General features: G+C 71.8%; 12 protein-coding genes. 3 read left to right on the top strand and 9 right to left on the bottom strand.

Translation table 11 applies throughout. From position 1 onward, the window contains the following. Positions 1–4 precede the first annotated feature (4 nt). From ACIQUQ_RS11195 to ACIQUQ_RS11175, 5 genes are all read right to left on the bottom strand, one after another. The gene (locus ACIQUQ_RS11195; RefSeq protein WP_403973921.1) at positions 5–2344 is read right to left on the bottom strand and encodes an ABC transporter permease; all 2340 of its coding nucleotides are present in this window, start codon (positions 2342–2344) and stop codon (positions 5–7) included. Next, positions 2341–3027 (bottom strand): ABC transporter ATP-binding protein, encoded by a 687-nt coding sequence (locus ACIQUQ_RS11190; RefSeq protein WP_403973919.1) that lies wholly within the window; start codon positions 3025–3027, stop codon positions 2341–2343. The genes ACIQUQ_RS11195 and ACIQUQ_RS11190 overlap by 4 nt, the downstream gene beginning before the upstream one ends. Beyond that, positions 3024–3548, bottom strand: a complete 525-nt coding sequence (locus ACIQUQ_RS11185) for a PadR family transcriptional regulator (protein ID WP_399954529.1) — start codon at positions 3546–3548, stop codon at positions 3024–3026. The genes ACIQUQ_RS11190 and ACIQUQ_RS11185 overlap by 4 nt, the downstream gene beginning before the upstream one ends. Positions 3549–3723: 175 nt before the next feature. Then, a complete protein-coding gene (locus ACIQUQ_RS11180; protein ID WP_403973916.1) occupies positions 3724–4026 on the bottom strand; it encodes a hypothetical protein in 303 nt (100 codons plus the stop codon). Further along, positions 4023–4961 carry an SPFH domain-containing protein gene (locus ACIQUQ_RS11175; RefSeq protein WP_403973914.1) on the bottom strand — a complete coding sequence of 313 codons (939 nt, stop codon included), beginning with the start codon at positions 4959–4961 and terminating at the stop codon, positions 4023–4025. The genes ACIQUQ_RS11180 and ACIQUQ_RS11175 overlap by 4 nt, the downstream gene beginning before the upstream one ends. 211 nt (positions 4962–5172) lie before the next feature. On the opposite strand from ACIQUQ_RS11175, the gene ACIQUQ_RS11170 reads away from it, so the two are divergent. Then, positions 5173–7416, top strand: coding sequence for a transglycosylase domain-containing protein (locus tag ACIQUQ_RS11170; RefSeq protein ID WP_403973911.1), 2244 nt, complete (start codon positions 5173–5175; stop codon positions 7414–7416). An 84-nt stretch (positions 7417–7500) separates the two neighbouring features. On the opposite strand, the gene ACIQUQ_RS11165 is transcribed toward ACIQUQ_RS11170, so the two are convergent. From ACIQUQ_RS11165 to ACIQUQ_RS11155, 3 genes are all read right to left on the bottom strand, one after another. Beyond that, a complete protein-coding gene (locus tag ACIQUQ_RS11165) occupies positions 7501–9678 on the bottom strand; it encodes a SpoIIE family protein phosphatase (protein WP_403973908.1) in 2178 nt (725 codons plus the stop codon). A 232-nt stretch (positions 9679–9910) separates the two neighbouring features. Then, positions 9911–10606, bottom strand: a complete 696-nt coding sequence (locus ACIQUQ_RS11160) for a DUF402 domain-containing protein (RefSeq protein ID WP_403973906.1) — start codon at positions 10604–10606, stop codon at positions 9911–9913. 190 nt (positions 10607–10796) lie between these two features. Continuing rightward, the gene (locus tag ACIQUQ_RS11155) at positions 10797–12200 is read right to left on the bottom strand and encodes a class II fumarate hydratase (RefSeq protein ID WP_403973904.1); all 1404 of its coding nucleotides are present in this window, start codon (positions 12198–12200) and stop codon (positions 10797–10799) included. Positions 12201–12308: 108 nt separating this feature from the next. Here ACIQUQ_RS11155 and ACIQUQ_RS11150 point away from each other — a divergent pair, with 108 nt between their 5' ends. Together ACIQUQ_RS11150 and ACIQUQ_RS11145 are read left to right on the top strand one after the other, a co-directional pair. Next, positions 12309–13829: a ricin-type beta-trefoil lectin domain protein gene (locus ACIQUQ_RS11150; protein ID WP_403973901.1), complete on the top strand. Its 1521-nt coding sequence runs from the start codon at positions 12309–12311 to the stop codon at positions 13827–13829. A 183-nt stretch (positions 13830–14012) separates the two neighbouring features. After that, the gene (locus ACIQUQ_RS11145) at positions 14013–14510 is read left to right on the top strand and encodes a hypothetical protein (protein ID WP_403973899.1); all 498 of its coding nucleotides are present in this window, start codon (positions 14013–14015) and stop codon (positions 14508–14510) included. Between the two features lie 75 nt (positions 14511–14585). On the opposite strand, the gene ACIQUQ_RS11140 is transcribed toward ACIQUQ_RS11145, so the two are convergent. Beyond that, positions 14586–16253 (bottom strand): fumarate hydratase, encoded by a 1668-nt coding sequence (locus ACIQUQ_RS11140; protein ID WP_403973896.1) that lies wholly within the window; start codon positions 16251–16253, stop codon positions 14586–14588. Positions 16254–16298 lie beyond the last annotated feature (45 nt).

Genomic DNA, 16298 nt, shown 5'->3' with positions numbered 1-16298 from the left:
GCCGCTACTCGGTACGGAGGCCGTCCGGCCGCATCAGCCGCAGCAGCGGCGGCAGGCTGAGCGCGGTCACCAGCAGCACCACGCCGGCGCCGATGCCCGTCATCGCGGCCACCGAGGCCCAGTCGACCGACACGGCGACGTTCGTCATCCGCATCAGTACGGCGCCCAGCGCGAGTCCGGTCGCGGTGGCCAGCAGCAGGCCCAGGCCGATCGGCACCGCCGTCTGCCAGAGGACCGACAGGCTGAGCGTGGAGCGGCGGGTGCCGAAGGCCACCAGGGCCGACAGCAGCTTCTTGCGCTCGCGCAACTGCTCCAGCTGCGAGACCAGCATGCTCGCGCCGATCAGCACCAGCACGCCCGTGGCGCCGATGAAGAGGCCGGTGCGAATGGTGGCGAAGCGGTTGGACTGCTGGGTGGAGACGGCCGTGAAGGCGGTCATCATCGGGTCCGTCAGGAAGACCTTGGTGCGGACCCGCTCCATTGCGTCCCGGTTCCCGGGCGGGACCTGGACGTAGATGATCGTGTACAGACGGTCGCCCAGGTTCCTGGGCGCGGCCTTGGGGGTGGCCAGCACGCCGGAGCGCATGACGCCCGTGGGGTCCTTGCGCGAGGGCGCGGGGCGGGCGTCCTTCGGCAGGGTCCACCGCACCGCCTTGTGCGCGGTGGGGTCGTCGCCGTAGACGGGCCCGGCGAACAGACGGGTGCCCGGCACGGTGAGCGCGGAGATGTCGGTGCCGTACGTGTCCCCGCCCTGGAGCACGAAGGTGTCGCCGTCCTTGCAGGAGGGCAGCGTCGCGAGTTCGCTCAGGGCCGCGCACGTGCCGACGGTCAGGGACGCGCTCTGCTCCGGGTCCTTGGCCTTGAGGGCGAGGTCGGAGGTGCTCAGCGGCGTCGACCTGGTGACGCCCTCGATCGCGCCCAGTTCCCGGGCGAAGGCGTCGGTCCGGCGGGCCGACTCGCTGCCGGACGGGATGTGCACGGAGATGGCCGCCCGCCGCGTGTCCTGACCGGTGTCCCTGGTGTACTCGCCCTCGACGCCGGCGAACAGCATCTGGAGCGCGATGGCACCGGCCACGGCCACGGCGATGCCGTTGACCAGACGGGCGGCGGTGCTGCTGCCGAGCTGGAGGCGGCGTACGGCCAGCTGCCAGGAGACCCCGCCGCCACCGAGGCGGGCGACGGTCTTCTCGACCAGCCAGGGCAGCAGCGCCGTGATGCCGACCAGCAGCAGGACGACACCGCCGATGACCTGCCACTGGTTGAACTGGCCCTCCTCGTTGCCCCGTCCCATCAGCGGGACGAGCAGGGCGAGCCCGCCCAGGGGCATCAGCAGGCGCCACCAGATGCGGCGCCTGGCCGGCTTGGCGGTACGGACCACCCCGAGCGGCTCGATCACCACGCCCCGCAGGGCGAGCAGCGTGACGGCGACGGCCGCGGCCGGTACCGCGACGGCGACCAGGGCCGCGAGCCACAGGGTCGGGTTGAGGTCGGCGGGGAAGACGCTGCGCTGCATGAGCGTGACCTCGCCGGCGAAGTGCCGTACGAGCAGGAAGAAGACGGCGCCCAGGCCGAGCCCGAGCACGGAGCCCGTGGCCGCCTCACCCGCGGCGATGCGGCGGGTCATCCGGCCGTCGGCGCCGACCAGCCGCAGGGCTGCCAGACGGCGGTCGCGGCGGTCGCCGCCGAAGCGGACGGCCGCGGCGATGAACACGGCCACCGGCATCAGCAGGGCCACGAAGACCATGGTCAGCAGGAGGGTGAGGATGGGGTCGAGCGGCTCGGGCACGGCGTCGTTCTTGAAGCCGGTGACCCGCTTGATGTGGGTGCCGTCCGGCTGGAGCCGGTCCTGGCCCTGGTAGAAGGCGAGTTCGTTGGGGCCGATCAGGCCCTCGTCGCCGATGACGGAGACGATCTTTCCGTTGAGGCGCTCCCGCAGCAGCTTGCCCTCGGAGGACTTCAGCAGCTCGGCGAGGGCGGGGGAGACGGCGAGCTCGCCGGTGCCGGGGAAGCTCTTCAGGCCGGGCGGCAGGGGGGCGTCCGGGCCCTCGGGCTGGAGCTGGCGGCCGTAGACGTCGTACTCGCGGAACGTCGAGTCCGCCTCGGCGACCAGCAGGGTGCCGGGGCCGGGTGCCTCCGCCGTCGGAGCGGTGAACGTGCTGCGTGCGTCGGAGCGCACGTCCCGGGCCTGGAGGGCGCTGGGGAGAGCGGTGGTGACCAGCAGCAGGGCCACGCCCAGGCCGACGCCGACGGCGGTGAGGAGGGTGCGGGTCCAGCCCTCGCGGCCGCCGCCGAGGGCGAACCTGGCGCCCATCCGGAGGTCCTGGGACCAGGTGCGGAGGCTCATATCACGCGCTCCATGTCGCGGGAGCGGCCGTCCCGTACGACGATCTCGCGGTCGGAGTAGGCGGCGACCCGGGTCTCGTGCGTGACCAGGACCACGGCCGCGTTGGTGGACCGGGCGGCCTCGGTGAGCAGCTGCATCACGCGCTCGCCGTTGAGGGAGTCGAGGGCGCCGGTGGGCTCGTCGGCGAAGAGCACGCGGGGTCCGGTGACGAGGGAGCGGGCCACGGCGACGCGCTGGCCCTGGCCGCCGGAGACCTCGCCGGGGCGCTTGTCCTTGAGGCCGTCCACCTCCAGGCGGGCCATCCACTCCAGGGCGGTGCGCTCGGCCTCCCGGCGCTTGGCGCCGTTGAGGCGGAGGGGGAGGGCCACGTTCTCGACGCAGGTCAGCTCGGGGACGAGCTGGCCGAACTGGAAGACGAAGCCGAACTCGCTGCGGCGCAGGGCGGACCGCTCGCGGTCGCTCATGGCGGTGAGCTCGCGGCCGGCATAGGTGATGGAGCCGGAGTCGGGCGTGACGATGCCGGCCAGGCAGTGCAGCAGGGTCGACTTGCCGGAGCCCGAGGGGCCCATGACGGCGACGACCTCGCCGGGGTGGATGGAGAAGGCGGCGCCGTCGAGGGCGTTGGTGGGCCCGTACGCCTTGCGCAGGTCGGTGGCGGTGAGCAGGGAGCCTGCGGGGTTCATCGGCGTACCTCCTGGGCGAGCTGGTCGAGCCGGGCGGCGGTGAGTTCGAGCCAGCGCAGGTCCGCTTCGAGGTGGAACAGGGCGTGGTCGCAGACGAGCTGGTCGGCGAGGTCGCCCTTGCGCTTGCGGGTGGTGAGGATGCGCATCAGGCGGAGGTGCTCCGCCCGCTGCGTGTCGAGGAGGTCGGCGGCGCTGCGTCCGGTGAGGAGCGCGAGGACGACCTTGGTGTAGAGGGTCGACTGGAGGTACGGCTCGGGCTTCTCCGGCTGGGCGAGCCATTCCTCGACGTCGGTGATGCCGGCGTCGGTGATGGCGTAGCGCTTGCGGTCGGGGCCGCCGCCGGCCTCTATGCCTTCGACCTCGACGAGGCCGTTCTTCAGCAGCCGGGACATGGTCGAGTAGACCTGCCCGTAGTGCAGCGGGCGGTCGTGCCCGAACTTCTCGTCGAAGGCGCGCTTGAGGTCGTAACCGTGACGTGGGCCGGCCTCTAGCAGGCCGAGCAGGGTGTGGCCGATGGACATGCCGACGACTGTACACGCGGTGTATACCCCCGATGTATACACCCGGTGCATAGAGTGGGGCGGATGAGCTGTCCGTGCAGGTCAGAGGGTTGTGTCACGGTTCGGAACGGGACTTTGGTCCCGGCCGCGCACGGCATGGGCGAAGCCCCCGCGGCAGTGCCGAGAGGGCTTCGGGTCAGGGATCGGGGGACTTGCGGGGGCGGCCTCTGGGGGCGATGGGAGCCGCGTCGCCGGGCAGTCGCCCCGACTCCGCCAGCGCCCGCCGCAGCAGGAACTCGATCTGGGCATTGGCCGAGCGGAGCTCGTCGCCCGCCCAGCGCGCCAGCGCGTCGTACACCTGCGGGTCCAGCCGCAGCAGCACCTGCTTGCGCTCCGCCCGCGCCGCCCTGGCGGGCCGGTCCGCGGCGCGCGCGGGCCGGCCGCTCCCGCCGGGATCCGGCGGAGTCGGGGCGGCGGGGTCCTTCCCTGGAGGGGTCACTGGTACAGGGTGCCCGTGTTCACGACCGGCTGCGCGGCGCGGTCACCGCAGAGCACCACCATCAGGTTCGACACCATCGCGGCCTTGCGCTCCGGGTCCAGGTCCACGATGTCCTCCTCCGCCAGCCGGGTCAGGGCGAGCTCGACCATGCCGACCGCGCCCTCGACGATCTGGCGCCGGGCCGCGACCACCGCGCCGGCCTGCTGCCGCTGGAGCATCGCGGAGGCGATCTCCGGGGCGTACGCGAGGTGGGTGAAGCGGGACTCGATGATCCGCACGCCCGCCGCCGTGACCCGCGCCGACAGCTCGACGGCCAGCTTCTCGGTGATCTCCTCGGCGTTCTCGCGCAGGGAGAGGCCGTCGTCCTCGTGGGCGTCGTACGGGTACTCGATGGCGATGTGCCGGACCGCGGACTCGGCCTGGACCGAGACGAACTCCTCGAAGTCGTCGACCTCGAAGGTGGCCTGAGCGGTGTCCTCGACCTTCCAGACCACGACGGCCGCCAGCTCGATCGGGTTGCCGTACGCGTCGTTGACCTTCAGCACGGCCGTCTCGTGGTTGCGCACCCGCGTGGAGATCTTCTCCCGCGAGGTCAGCGGGTTCACCCAGCGCAGGCCGTCGGTGCGGATCGTCCCGCGGTAGCGGCCGAAGAGCTGGACCACCCGGGCTTCGCCGGGGGCCACGGAGTTGAGGCCGCACATCATCACGAAGGCCGTGAGCGCCAGCAGGACGCCCGCGACGATCACGGCCGCCTTGCCGCCGCCGGTCAGCGCGGTGGCGCCGAACACCACCAGCAGGACGCCGGCCGTGAGCCCGAGCAGGCCGCACAGCAGCGCGGTGCCGCCGCCGACGCTGTGCGCGGGGAACTCGCGCACCTCCGGGTCGGGCAGGACCGGGTCCACCGTGCTGTCGGTCGGTTCGTTGGTGTTCGTCATGGTCCGCCCCGTTTCAATCAGTCGCTCTGCTTAGCAAAGTGATATCACTTTTTCAGCTCACAGCAACCCCCCGCACACTCCATGCGTCGGTTCCATCGGGGTGGGTGCTCATTCTCACGTCCGGAAAAGACCGGATTGGCCGACCTTTGTCCATTCCGTCGGTGTTAGCTTCGTGAGCTGACATCGGGGGTACACGAGCGGAGCAGGAGCGATGGGCCGAGCAGAAGCGCGACGCGCTCAGAAGCAGCGCGGGGCGCGACGGGCGCCGCGTACCCGGGGCCAGAAGACCGGCATACGCCGGTTCTTCACGTTGAAGAAGGTGCTCGGCACCCTCCTCGGGGCCCTCCTCCTCGGCATGGGCCTGCTGATCGGCTTCTACTTCTACCTGCCCGTGCCGCAGCCCAACGACCAGGCGACCCTCCAGAGCAACATCTACCGGTGGTCCGACGGCTCCGTGATGGCGCGCACCGGCGAGGTCAACCGCGTCATCCTCTCCATCGACCAGATCCCCCGGCCGATCCAGAACGAGTTCATCGCCGCGGAGAACATGTCCTTCGAGAAGGACAACGGCGTGGACGTGAAGGGCCTCGGCCGCGGCCTCCTCAACACCGTCACCGGCAAGGGCAAGCAGGGTGGTTCGACCATCACCCAGCAGTACGTCAAGAACTACTACCTGAACCAGGAGCAGACGGTCACCCGGAAGCTCAAGGAACTGGTCATCGCCCTCAAGGTCGACCGCAGCATGAAGAAGCCGGAGATCCTCGCCGGCTACATGAACACGAGCTACTACGGGCGGGGCGCGTACGGCATCCAGGCCGCGGCCCAGGCGTACTACGGCGTCAACACCGACAAGCTCACCCTGGAGCAGGGCGCCTACCTCGCCGCGCTCCTCCAGTCGCCCAACGGCTACGACTGGGCCATCGCCACCGAGCGCGGCAAGGCCTTCGCCAAGGAGCGCTGGAACTACGTCCTCGACAACATGGTCAAGATGGGCGAGCTGGACGCCGGCAAGCGCGCCGGCATGCAGTTCCCGGTCCCGATCAAGCCCAAGCCCGCCTCCGGCATGGACGGCCAGAAGGGCTACCTGATCCAGGCCGCCGAGGCGGAGCTGAACCGCCAGGGCATCACCGACGACCAGATCAAGGCCGGCGGCTGGGACATCACCCTCAGCATCGAGAAGAAGAAGCAGGCCGCCCTGGAGAACGCGGTCCAGGAGGAGCTGGAGTCCAAGCTCGACCGCAAGGACCGCAAGGTCGACGCCGCCGTCCAGGCCGGTGCCACCTCCGTGGACCCGAAGACCGGCCGGATCGTCGCGATGTACGGCGGCCGGGGCCAGCAGGAGCACTGGATCAACAACGCGACCCGGCAGGACTACCAGCCGGGCTCGACGTTCAAGCCGATCGTGCTCGCCTCCGCCATCGAGAACGGCGCCAGCACCCAGGACGGCCGCCCGATCGCACCGAACACCATCTACGACGGCACCAGCCGCCGCCCGGTCGTCGGCAGCGACACCCCCTTCGCCCCGCAGAACCAGGACGACGAGGACTACGGCAAGCGGATCACCGTCCAGAAGGCGACCAACTCCTCGGTCAACTCCGTCTACGCGCAGATGATCGTGGACGTCGGCCCCAAGACGGTGAAGAAGACCGCCCTGTCCCTCGGCATGAAGGACCGCGGCGCCTTCGTCGAGCGGCCGGCCATGGCCCTCGGCTCCATGCAGTCCACGACCGTCGACATGGCGGGCGTGTACGCCACCTTCGACAACCACGGCAAGAAGGTCACGCCGTCGATCGTCAAGGCCGCCAAGCACAGCGAGCGCACCTACGAGGAGCTGGAGCCCATCGGCGGCCAGGTGCTGTCCCGCGCCACCGCCGACACCGTCACGAAGGTCCTCACCGGCGTGGTGCGCAACGGCTCCGCCAACGCGGTGTCCTCCAGCGCCTACGAGGCCGCGGGCAAGACCGGTACCACCGAGTCCAACAAGGCCGCCTGGTTCACCGCGTACACCCCGGAGCTGGTCACCGTCGTCGCGATGTTCGGCGAGGAGCCCGGCACCGGCACCCAGGTCACGCTGACCGGCACCGCCGGCGGCGGCCGCGCGGGCGGCTCCAGCTTCCCGGCCGACATCTGGAAGGCGTACACGCTCGCCGCCCTGCAGGGCGTCAGCACGGACACCTTCGACCTGGAGGACGCCGAGATGGGCCGCGTCGAGGACCCGGAACCGACGCCGAGCGCCAGCCGCTCCAAGAAGGACGACGACCCGAGCCCGTCGCCGAGCCGCTCCAGGAAGCACGACGACGACCCCTCGCCCAAGCCGAGCAAGTCGGACAAGGACCCGGAGCCGACGCCCTCCAAGACGCGGACGAGCAAGCCCAAGCCCGACCCGTCCCCGAGCGCCTCGGACGACGACGGCGACAAGCCGGAGGAAGACGGCGGCGCGCGGCTCAGCGGCTGACCGCGCAGCAGTACGCCGAAGGGCGGCTCCCCTCGGGGCGCCGCCCTTCGGCGTACTGCCGGGCGGTGACGGGACCGGCCCGGCTCAGGACCGGCCGCGCCCGCCCGGCAGCGGCAGTTCGAACCACACGACCTTGCCGCTGCTCAGCCGGGTCGCACCCCACCTGCGGGCCATCCGGTTGACCAGGAACAGGCCCCGGCCTCCCTCGTCGGTGTCCCGCGCCCGGCGCTGGCGCGGCAGCTGCGGCGAGTCGTCGCCGACCTCGCACCGCAGCACGTCCGTACGCAGCAGACGCAGCGTCACCGGCCGCTCGGCGTACCGCACGGCGTTCGTGACCACCTCGCTGACCAGCAGCTCCAACGAGTCCGACAGCTCCTCAAGACCCCACCGCGACAGCGCACGGCGGGCCAGCCGGCGGGCCCGCCCGGGGGCGGTCTCCTCCGGGTCGAGGAACCAGTACGCCACGTCGCTGGGCGCGATCCCGTCGAACCGGGCCGCCAGCAGCGCGATGTCGTCGTCCCGGTCGCCGGGCCCGAGCATGTCGAGCACGTCGTCGCAGAGCGCCTCCAGCGGCGGCGGGTGGTCCAGGCCGGTCAGCTGGGCGGTGGTGGCCAGCCGCTCGCGCAGCTGCTCGATGCCCGTCCACACGTCCCGCAGCCGGGACTCGACCAGACCGTCGGTGTACAGCAGCAGGGTGGCCCCGGCGGGCGCGTCCAGCTCCACGGCCTCGAAGTCGACCCCGCCGACGCCGATGGGGGCGCCCGGGGGTACGCGGAGCACCTCGGCGCGGCCGCCGAGGTGGAGCAGCACCGGCGGCGGGTGGCCGGCGTTGGCGATGGTGATCCGGTGCGAGACCGGGTCGTACACCGCGTACAGGCAGGTCGCCATGCGGTCCGAGCCGAGCCGCTGCGCCTGCTCGTCCAGGTGGTGCAGCACCTCGGCCGGGGGCAGGTCGAGCTGGGCCAGGGTCTGCGCGGTGGTGCGCAGCTGTCCCATGATCGCCGCGGACGTCATGGAGTGGCCCATGACGTCGCCCACGACCAGCGCGACCCGGCTGCCGGGCAGCGGTATGGCGTCGTACCAGTCGCCGCCGACCCGGGCCGTCTCGGCCGCGGGGAGGTAGCGGGAGGCCAGCCGCACGCCCGTGGGCTGCGGCAGGCTGTCCGGCAGCATGGTGCGCTGGAGCTCGTCCGCGATGTACGCCTCGCGGCCGTACAGCACGGCCTTGTCGATGCCGAGTGCGGTGTGCGTGGCCAGCTGGGCCGCGACCAGCAGGTCGTTGTGCTCGAAGGCGGGCCGGTCCGGCCGGCGCAGGAACACAGCGGCCCCGATCACCCGGCGCCGCCCGCGCAGCGGCGCCAGGATGGCCCGCTGCCCGCGCGGTACGGGGTGCTCGGCGCCCAGCAGCTCCGGCAGCGCGGCGCGCGCCGCCGGCGTGGAACCGAACACCGGGCGGACGCCGCGCAGCACCTCGGCCAGCGCGCCGCCGGGCCGGATCTCGCACAGCTCGGCCGCCGGCAGGTCCCCCTGGGGGCCGAGCAGCGGCAGCTGGCTGAAGTCCAGCTCGGGCGAGGTGCCGTCCTGGGCGGCCGTCTCGGTGAGGTCCTCGATGGGCCGCAGGCGGTCGGTCCGGCGCAGCCTTAAGACGACGGGGCCGACCGGGCGCTCGTCGCCGACCGGGAGCGGATCGCGCAGGTAGACCAGGATCGCGTCCGAGAACGTCGGGACCGTGGCCCGGCACAGGCCCAGGACGATCTCGTCCAGGTCGATGCCGCGCGCGATGCGGCGGGTCGCCGCGCCGACGAAGCGCAGCCGGTCGCCCTCGCGCCGGGCCACGGAGGTGGGGTCGATGCCCGCGGCCGGCGTGCCCGTGCCGGAGCCGCCGGCGGCGTCCGCCGTGCCGGGCACGGCGGCCGGGGCGGCGGGGGCCGCCGGGGTGCCGGGGTCGGTGGTGCCGGACGCGGTGCCGGCGGCCGGGGCACGACGGGCTCCTGGGATGCCCTCCGCGCCGGGTGCCGCGCTGCGGGTGGCCTGGCGGGAGGGGGCCGGCGCCTTGTCGTGGCCCTCGGGGTCGGCCGACGCGGTGGCGGAGGTGCGCGGGCCGGGACCGGTGCCCGTGCTCGTACCGGAGGTGCCGGCGGCGGGCCGGCCGCCCGGCTGCGCGGGCACGCCGAGACCGCCCGGGGCGTGGTTCGCCGCCGCGCTCGCCGCTGCCCCGGCACCCGGCTGCGGGCCCTCGTGAGAGGTGGGGTACTCCGTCACGCGTGGAATTCCGTCCGTTTGCGCTCGATGTGCGCTGCACACAACTCGGTCAGTCGCGGTATACCCGCTCAGCGGCACGGGCACCGTCGCCCGTCAAACCCGCTCCCCGCTCGTTACCTCTCGCTCGGTTCGGTGACTCCTGGTCAAGTCCTGCGCACAGTATGAGAATTACGGAAGTGCAGCCTTGCGGAGGACGATCCTACGTTTGAACCCCGGGGGCGCATCAAGGGTCTCATGAGGTCATATGCGCCGGGGTCCGGTCCCAGTCCTCGGGAAGGGCCGGGACGGCCCAGCCCGGATCGGGCCGCCAGTCCTGCCAGCGGTCGGAGAACGGCCGCCCCCACGCCGTGATCACGTCGACCGCCGCGCGTCCCGCGTCCCGTACCCGGGCCGCCTGGGCGGGGCCCATCAGGCCGGACCGCTGGGCCTGGGCGAACTCGTCCTCGTCCCGCCACTTCCAGCTGTGGTCCGGGTAGACGGAGATGTCCAGGAAGTGGTCCTCGGAGTCGACGCCGCCGGACCAGCGGACCCGGGGCTCCTCGAGGTTCACGTACCAGCTCTTGAACTCCCAGTCGTGGTCCCAGAACAGCCAGACCGACCAGGGGTCGCCGGGCCGGGCCAGCTTCAGCACGCCGGCGCCCCACCACTTCGAGCGGACGGTGGTGCGGGGCGCGGTGTAGCGGGTGGCGAGCGGCTCCTCGTGGACGGGGGAGCCGTCGGCGAGCACCGGCTTGACGCACTCGGTGCCCGGGGCCATCCAGACCGCGAGGAGGTCGGCGGTGTCCTGCACCACGGTCACGGGGCGGCAGATGTGGACGTGCCCCTTCAGGCCGGGGGCGTTGTCGCGGTAGCGCCAGAGGATGTGGTCCCCGGGTGCCCAGTGCGCTTCCTCGGGCGCGCCGTGCGCGGTGCCTGCCGTACCTGTCATGCGCAGATCTTAGGGGCGGGCGCACCGGGACCGCTGCGGTGCAGGTCACGGACGTAAATCGGCTGGATTTCGACGGTGCTCCGGCGGCCCGCGGAACCGGCTCGTCCGGGGCCGCGCCGGGGTCCGCATCCTGCTCCGGCCCGGGTCCGGCCCTGGTCGGGGCCAGGGTCGGGGCCGGGGCGGGGCGCGGTCAGGGGCGGGTCATGCGCAGGACGTCGAGGGCCTCGTCGAGCTGTTCGAGAGTGAGGTCGCCCCGGTCCACGTAGCCGGATTCGAGCACGACCTCACGGATGGTCTTGCGTTCCGCGAGCGACCGCTTGGCGACCTTGGCGGCCTCCTCGTAGCCGATGTACTTGTTGAGCGGCGTGACGACCGAGGGAGAGGACTCGGCGTACTCGCGGGCCCGCTCGACGTTGGCGGTGATCCCGTCGACGGTGCGGTCGGCCAGCAGGCGGGCGGCGTTGCCGAGCAGCCGGACCGACTCCAGCAGGTTCTTCGCCATCACCGGCAGCATCACGTTGAGCTCGAAGTTGCCGGCCGCGCCCGCCACGGCCACGGCCGTGTCGTTGCCGGTGACCTGTGCGGCGACCATGAGCACCGCCTCGGGCACGACCGGGTTGACCTTGCCGGGCATGATCGAGGAACCCGGCTGGAGGTCGGGCAGATTGATTTCGGCCAGTCCGGTGCGCGGTCCCGAGGACATCCAGCGCAGATCGTTGGCGATTTTGGTGAGCGATACGGCGATCGTCCGCAGTTGTCCCGAGGTCTCGACGAGCGCGTCCCGGGCGCCCTGGGCCTCGAAGTGGTCCCGGGCCTCGGTCAGGGGGAGGCCGGTGGCGGCGGCGACCTCGGCGATCACGGCCGCGGAGAACCCGGGCGGGGTGTTGATGCCGGTGCCCACGGCCGTGCCGCCGAGGGGGAGTTCGGCGAGCCGGGGGAGCGAGGTGCGCAGGCGCTCGATCCCGTACCGGACCTGGGCGGCGTACCCGCCGAACTCCTGGCCCAGGGTGACCGGGGTGGCGTCCATCAGGTGGGTGCGGCCGGACTTCACGACCTCGGCGAACTCGGCGGACTTCCGCTCCAGGGCCTCGGCGAGGTGGGCCAGGGCCGGGACCAGGTCGTTGGTGACCGCGGCGGTGGCGGCGATGTGGATGCTCGACGGGAAGACGTCGTTGGAGCTCTGCGAGGCGTTGACGTGGTCGTTGGGGTGGACCGGCCGGCCCAGGCGCTCGGCGGCGAGGGTGGCGATCACCTCGTTGGCGTTCATGTTGGACGAGGTGCCCGAGCCCGTCTGGAACACGTCCACCGGGAACTGGTCGTCCCAGCGGCCCTCCGCGACCTCCTCGGCGGCCGCGGCGATGGCGTCCGCCATGTCCTGATCCAGCACCCCCAGACGGGCGTTGACCGCGGCCGCGGCGGCCTTCACGCGGGCCAGCGCGGCGATGTGCCGGGCTTCGAGCCGCTGTCCGGAGACGGGGAAGTTCTCCACCGCCCGCTGGGTCTGCGCACGCCACTTGGCCTGCGCGGGGACCCGTACCTCTCCCATCGAGTCGTGCTCGATCCGGTGGTCGTCGGTGTGCTGATCGTCAGTCATGTTCGTTGCCTCCCAGAAAAGTTGAGCAATTGTCTTGTTCGAAGTATTCCCAAGTCCCCTACTGGCCAGTAAATACCGTGGGTAACACTGACACCGGGGAGGCGTTCCATGGCGCGTACCACACCCAGAATCAGATCTACCTTCGCCGCGTTCGCGGCGTTCGCGGCCGCTCTCGGCGGCGTGTCGGCCATCACCCCGACGGCCCAGGCGGCCACTCCCGCCTCAGCCGTCACACCCCTCTCGCCCGAACTGGAGGCCGTCCGCGCCGCGGAGGCCACCCGCATCTACGGCGACCCGGCCATCCGCCCGATGGCCGACCGCAAGACGGGACTGATCTCGCTCGGGGACAGCGAGATCTCCGGCGAGGGCGTCGGCAACTACGACCCCGCGACGAACACCTCGTCCAACCAGTGCCACCGCTCGCCCGACACCGCCATCCACCGCACCGGCATCGCCGCGGACCTCACCTTCAACGTGGCCTGCTCCGGCGCGTACACCGGCAACATCCGCATCGGCGGCTCCAAGCAGTACGCCGACGAACTCGTCCAGAGCGACAGCCTCGCGATCAAGGCCCGCAACACCCGCATCAAGATGGTCCTGCTCGTCGCCGGCGCCAACGACGACCTGCAGTTCGGCCCGGTCATGACCGACTGCGTCACGCGGTGGGTGCTCAGCCAGGGCACCTGCGAGCCGAAGTACGCCCCCGGCTGGCAGGCCAGGGTCGACGGCCTCCGCCCCAAGGTCGAGGCCACGGTCGCCGACCTCCGCACGGTCATGCGGGACGCGGGGTACGCGGACGCCGACTACAAGCTCGTGGTCATGGGCTACCCGAGCCCGATCGGCCCCGACTTCTACGACAACCCGAACTTCCCCGGCAAGCTGCCCGGCGGCTGCGCCGGCTACGACTCCGACGCCACCTGGGGCCGCAACTACGCCGTGCCGACGTTCGAGAAGGGCATGCGGGCGGCGGCCAGGGCGTCGGGCGCGGTCTACCTCGACAACTCCCGCCTCTTCCACGGCCACGAGGTCTGCATGGAGGACGCCTGGGCCCGCGGCCTCTACCTGGACCTCGGCGACCACTTCCCGTGGGACGAGAACACCGCCCGCCAGTCCTTCCACCCGAACCACCGGGGTCACGGCGCGTTCGCGTCCTGCCTGACCCAGCTCTACGACTCCGGGCTGCGCGAGGCGAGCTGCGCCGACCCGGGCTCCACCGGCACCCCCGTCCTGCAGCCGGTGGCCTGGGACGACGCCTTCAGGCCGCTGAAGAACGAGGCCACCGGCACCTGCCTGGACGCCAACGGCGGCGCGAGCGCCAACGGCACCAAGGCCATCGGCTGGGACTGCCACGGCGGCCGCAACCAGGGCTGGTGGTACGACGCGGCCCGCAAATCGGTGCACGTCGAGCTCACCCACGACCGCTGCCTCGACGTCACGGGCGCCAACTACGCGGCCGGCACGCCGCTCGTCCTGTGGAACTGCCACGGCGGCGCCAACCAGAAGTTCACCCGCGACGGGTCCACCTACCGCCCCGTGGCGGCCCCGTCGATGTGCCTCACCCTGGCCGCCCCCAAGGACCAGGTGAAGCTCCAGCCCTGCAACGGATCCGCCGCGCAGCGCTTCGCGTAACCGCCACCCGTCACACTCCGCACCCCCCACAGCCCCGGCCGGCGACCCACCGGCCGGGCGTTGTGCTTTCCGGGGGCCGCGAGGGGCCCCGGAAGGCTCACCGGGCGCGGGCGCGGGGTGCGGCGGACAATGAAGGAGGCTCGGGGGCCGGACGGGGTAAGCCTGACGCCCAGGAGGCAGTACATGTCCCGCAGCTACAGGAGACTCGGCACGCTCGGGGCCTGCGTGGCCGCCGCCGTCGCCCTCGGCTTCCCGGCGCCGGCATCCGCCGCCGTGGCCGACTTCACGATCTACGCCAAGGAGGTTCCGAGCGGCGGCGAGAGCCCCGGCAACGAGGAACCCGAGGTCGGCCAGAGCTTCGCCTTCGCCGACGACCTCTACCGCGAGAAGGGCGGCTCGACCATCGGCCGGGACGGCGTCAGCTGCACCGTCGTACGCGCCGGGTCGGGCAACAACCCCAGCGACATGCAGTGCATCGGCACGCTCACCCTCAACGGCGGCCCCGGCGGCCAGCTCGCCGTCCAGGCGCTGGTGTCGGTCAACCCCGACGACGAGGCCCTGCCGTCCTTCGACGGCGCCATCACCGGCGGCACCGGGGACTTCAAGGACGCCCGCGGCTACATCCGCTTCTCCGACGGGGGCGACGGGTACCAGAAGATGGAGCTGCACTTCTTCCGCTGACGGCGGGCGGCCGACCGCTCACCGCCCACCACCGGCCGTGGGACCCCGCCCGGGGCCCCACGACCGCGGCACGGCTCAGCCCAGACCGGGACCGCGGACCGGGATGTGGGTGAACGTCGGCTCCGGGGCGGGGTTCTGGAAGAAGTCGTTGCCCTTGTCGTCGACCACGATGAAGGCCGGGAAGTCCTCGACCTCGATCTTCCAGACGGCCTCCATGCCGAGCTCCTCGTACTCCAGGACCTCGACCTTCTTGATGCAGTCCTGGGCCAGCCGCGCCGCAGGGCCGCCGATGGAGCCCAGGTAGAAGCCGCCGTGCGTGCCGCACGCGTCCGTCACCTGCTGCGAGCGGTTGCCCTTGGCCAGCATGACCTTCGAGCCGCCCGCCGCCTGGAACTGGGCGACGTACGAGTCCATCCGGCCGGCCGTGGTCGGGCCGAAGGAGCCGGACGCGTAACCCTCGGGGGTCTTCGCCGGGCCCGCGTAGTAGACCGGGTGGTCCTTCAGGTACTGCGGCATCTCCGCGCCGGAGTCCAGCAGCTCCTTGATCTTCGCGTGCGCGATGTCGCGCGCGACGACCAGCGGGCCGGTCAGGGACAGCCGGGTCTTCACCGGGTGCTTGGTCAGCTCGGCGAGGATGTCGTCCATCGGCCGGGTCAGGTCGATCTGGACCACGTCACCGGACGTGTCCAGGTGCGCTTCGGTGGTGTCCGGCAGGAAGCGCGCCGGGTCCTTCTCCAGCTGCTCCAGGAAGACGCCCTCCGCCGTGATCTTGGCGACCGCCTGGCGGTCCGCCGAGCAGGAGACGGCGATGGCCACCGGCAGCGAGGCGCCGTGCCGCGGCAGGCGCACCACGCGCACGTCGTGGCAGAAGTACTTGCCGCCGAACTGGGCGCCGATCCCGATCTTCTGCGTCAGCTCGAAGACCTGCTGCTCCAGCGCCTCGTCGCGGAAGCCGTGGCCCAGCACCGAGCCCTCGCGGGGCAGTTCGTCCAGGTAGTGCGCCGACGCCAGCTTCGCCGTCTTCAGCGCGTGCTCGGCCGAGGTGCCGCCGACCACGATGGCCAGGTGGTACGGCGGGCAGGCCGCGGTACCCAGCGAACGGATCTTCTCCTCCAGGAACTTCATCATGGACGCCTCGTTGAGGACGGCCTTGGTCTCCTGGTACAGGAACGACTTGTTGGCCGAGCCGCCGCCCTTGGCCATGAAGAGGAACTTGTACGCGCCGCCGTCGGTCGCGAACAGCTCGATCTGCGCGGGCAGGTTCGAGCCGGTGTTCTTCTCGTCCCACATGGTCAGCGGGGCCATCTGCGAGTACCGCAGGTTGAGCTTGGTGTAGGCGTCGTAGATGCCGCGCGAGAGGGCCTCCTCGTCGCCGCCCTGCGTCAGGACGTTCTGGCCGCGCTTGCCCATCACGATCGCCGTGCCGGTGTCCTGGCACATCGGCAGCACGCCCGCGGCCGCGATGTTCGCGTTCTTCAGCAGGTCGAGCGCCACGAACTTGTCGTTCGACGACGCCTCGGGGTCGTCGATGATGCGGCGCAGCTGCGCGAGGTGCTCCGGGCGCAGGTAGTGCTGGATGTCGTGGATCGCCTCGGCGGCCAGCAGGCGCAGCGCCTCCGGCTCGACCTTGAGGAACGTACGGCCGTCGGCCTCGAAGGTGGAGACACCCTCGGAGGTCACCAGTCGGTAGGGCGTGTTGTCCTCTCCCAGGGGGAGCAGATCGGTGTACGCAAACTCTGGCATCTTTACCGCGGCCATTCCTCACTCGGCAGATGCGCTGACGTCCGT

Source organism: Streptomyces sp. NPDC101118 (assembly GCF_044759445.1).
Taxonomy (GTDB): Bacteria; Actinomycetota; Actinomycetes; order Streptomycetales; family Streptomycetaceae; genus Streptomyces.
The sequence above is the reverse complement of the archived record's forward strand: the minus strand, read 5'-3'. Positions and strand labels throughout refer to the sequence as shown.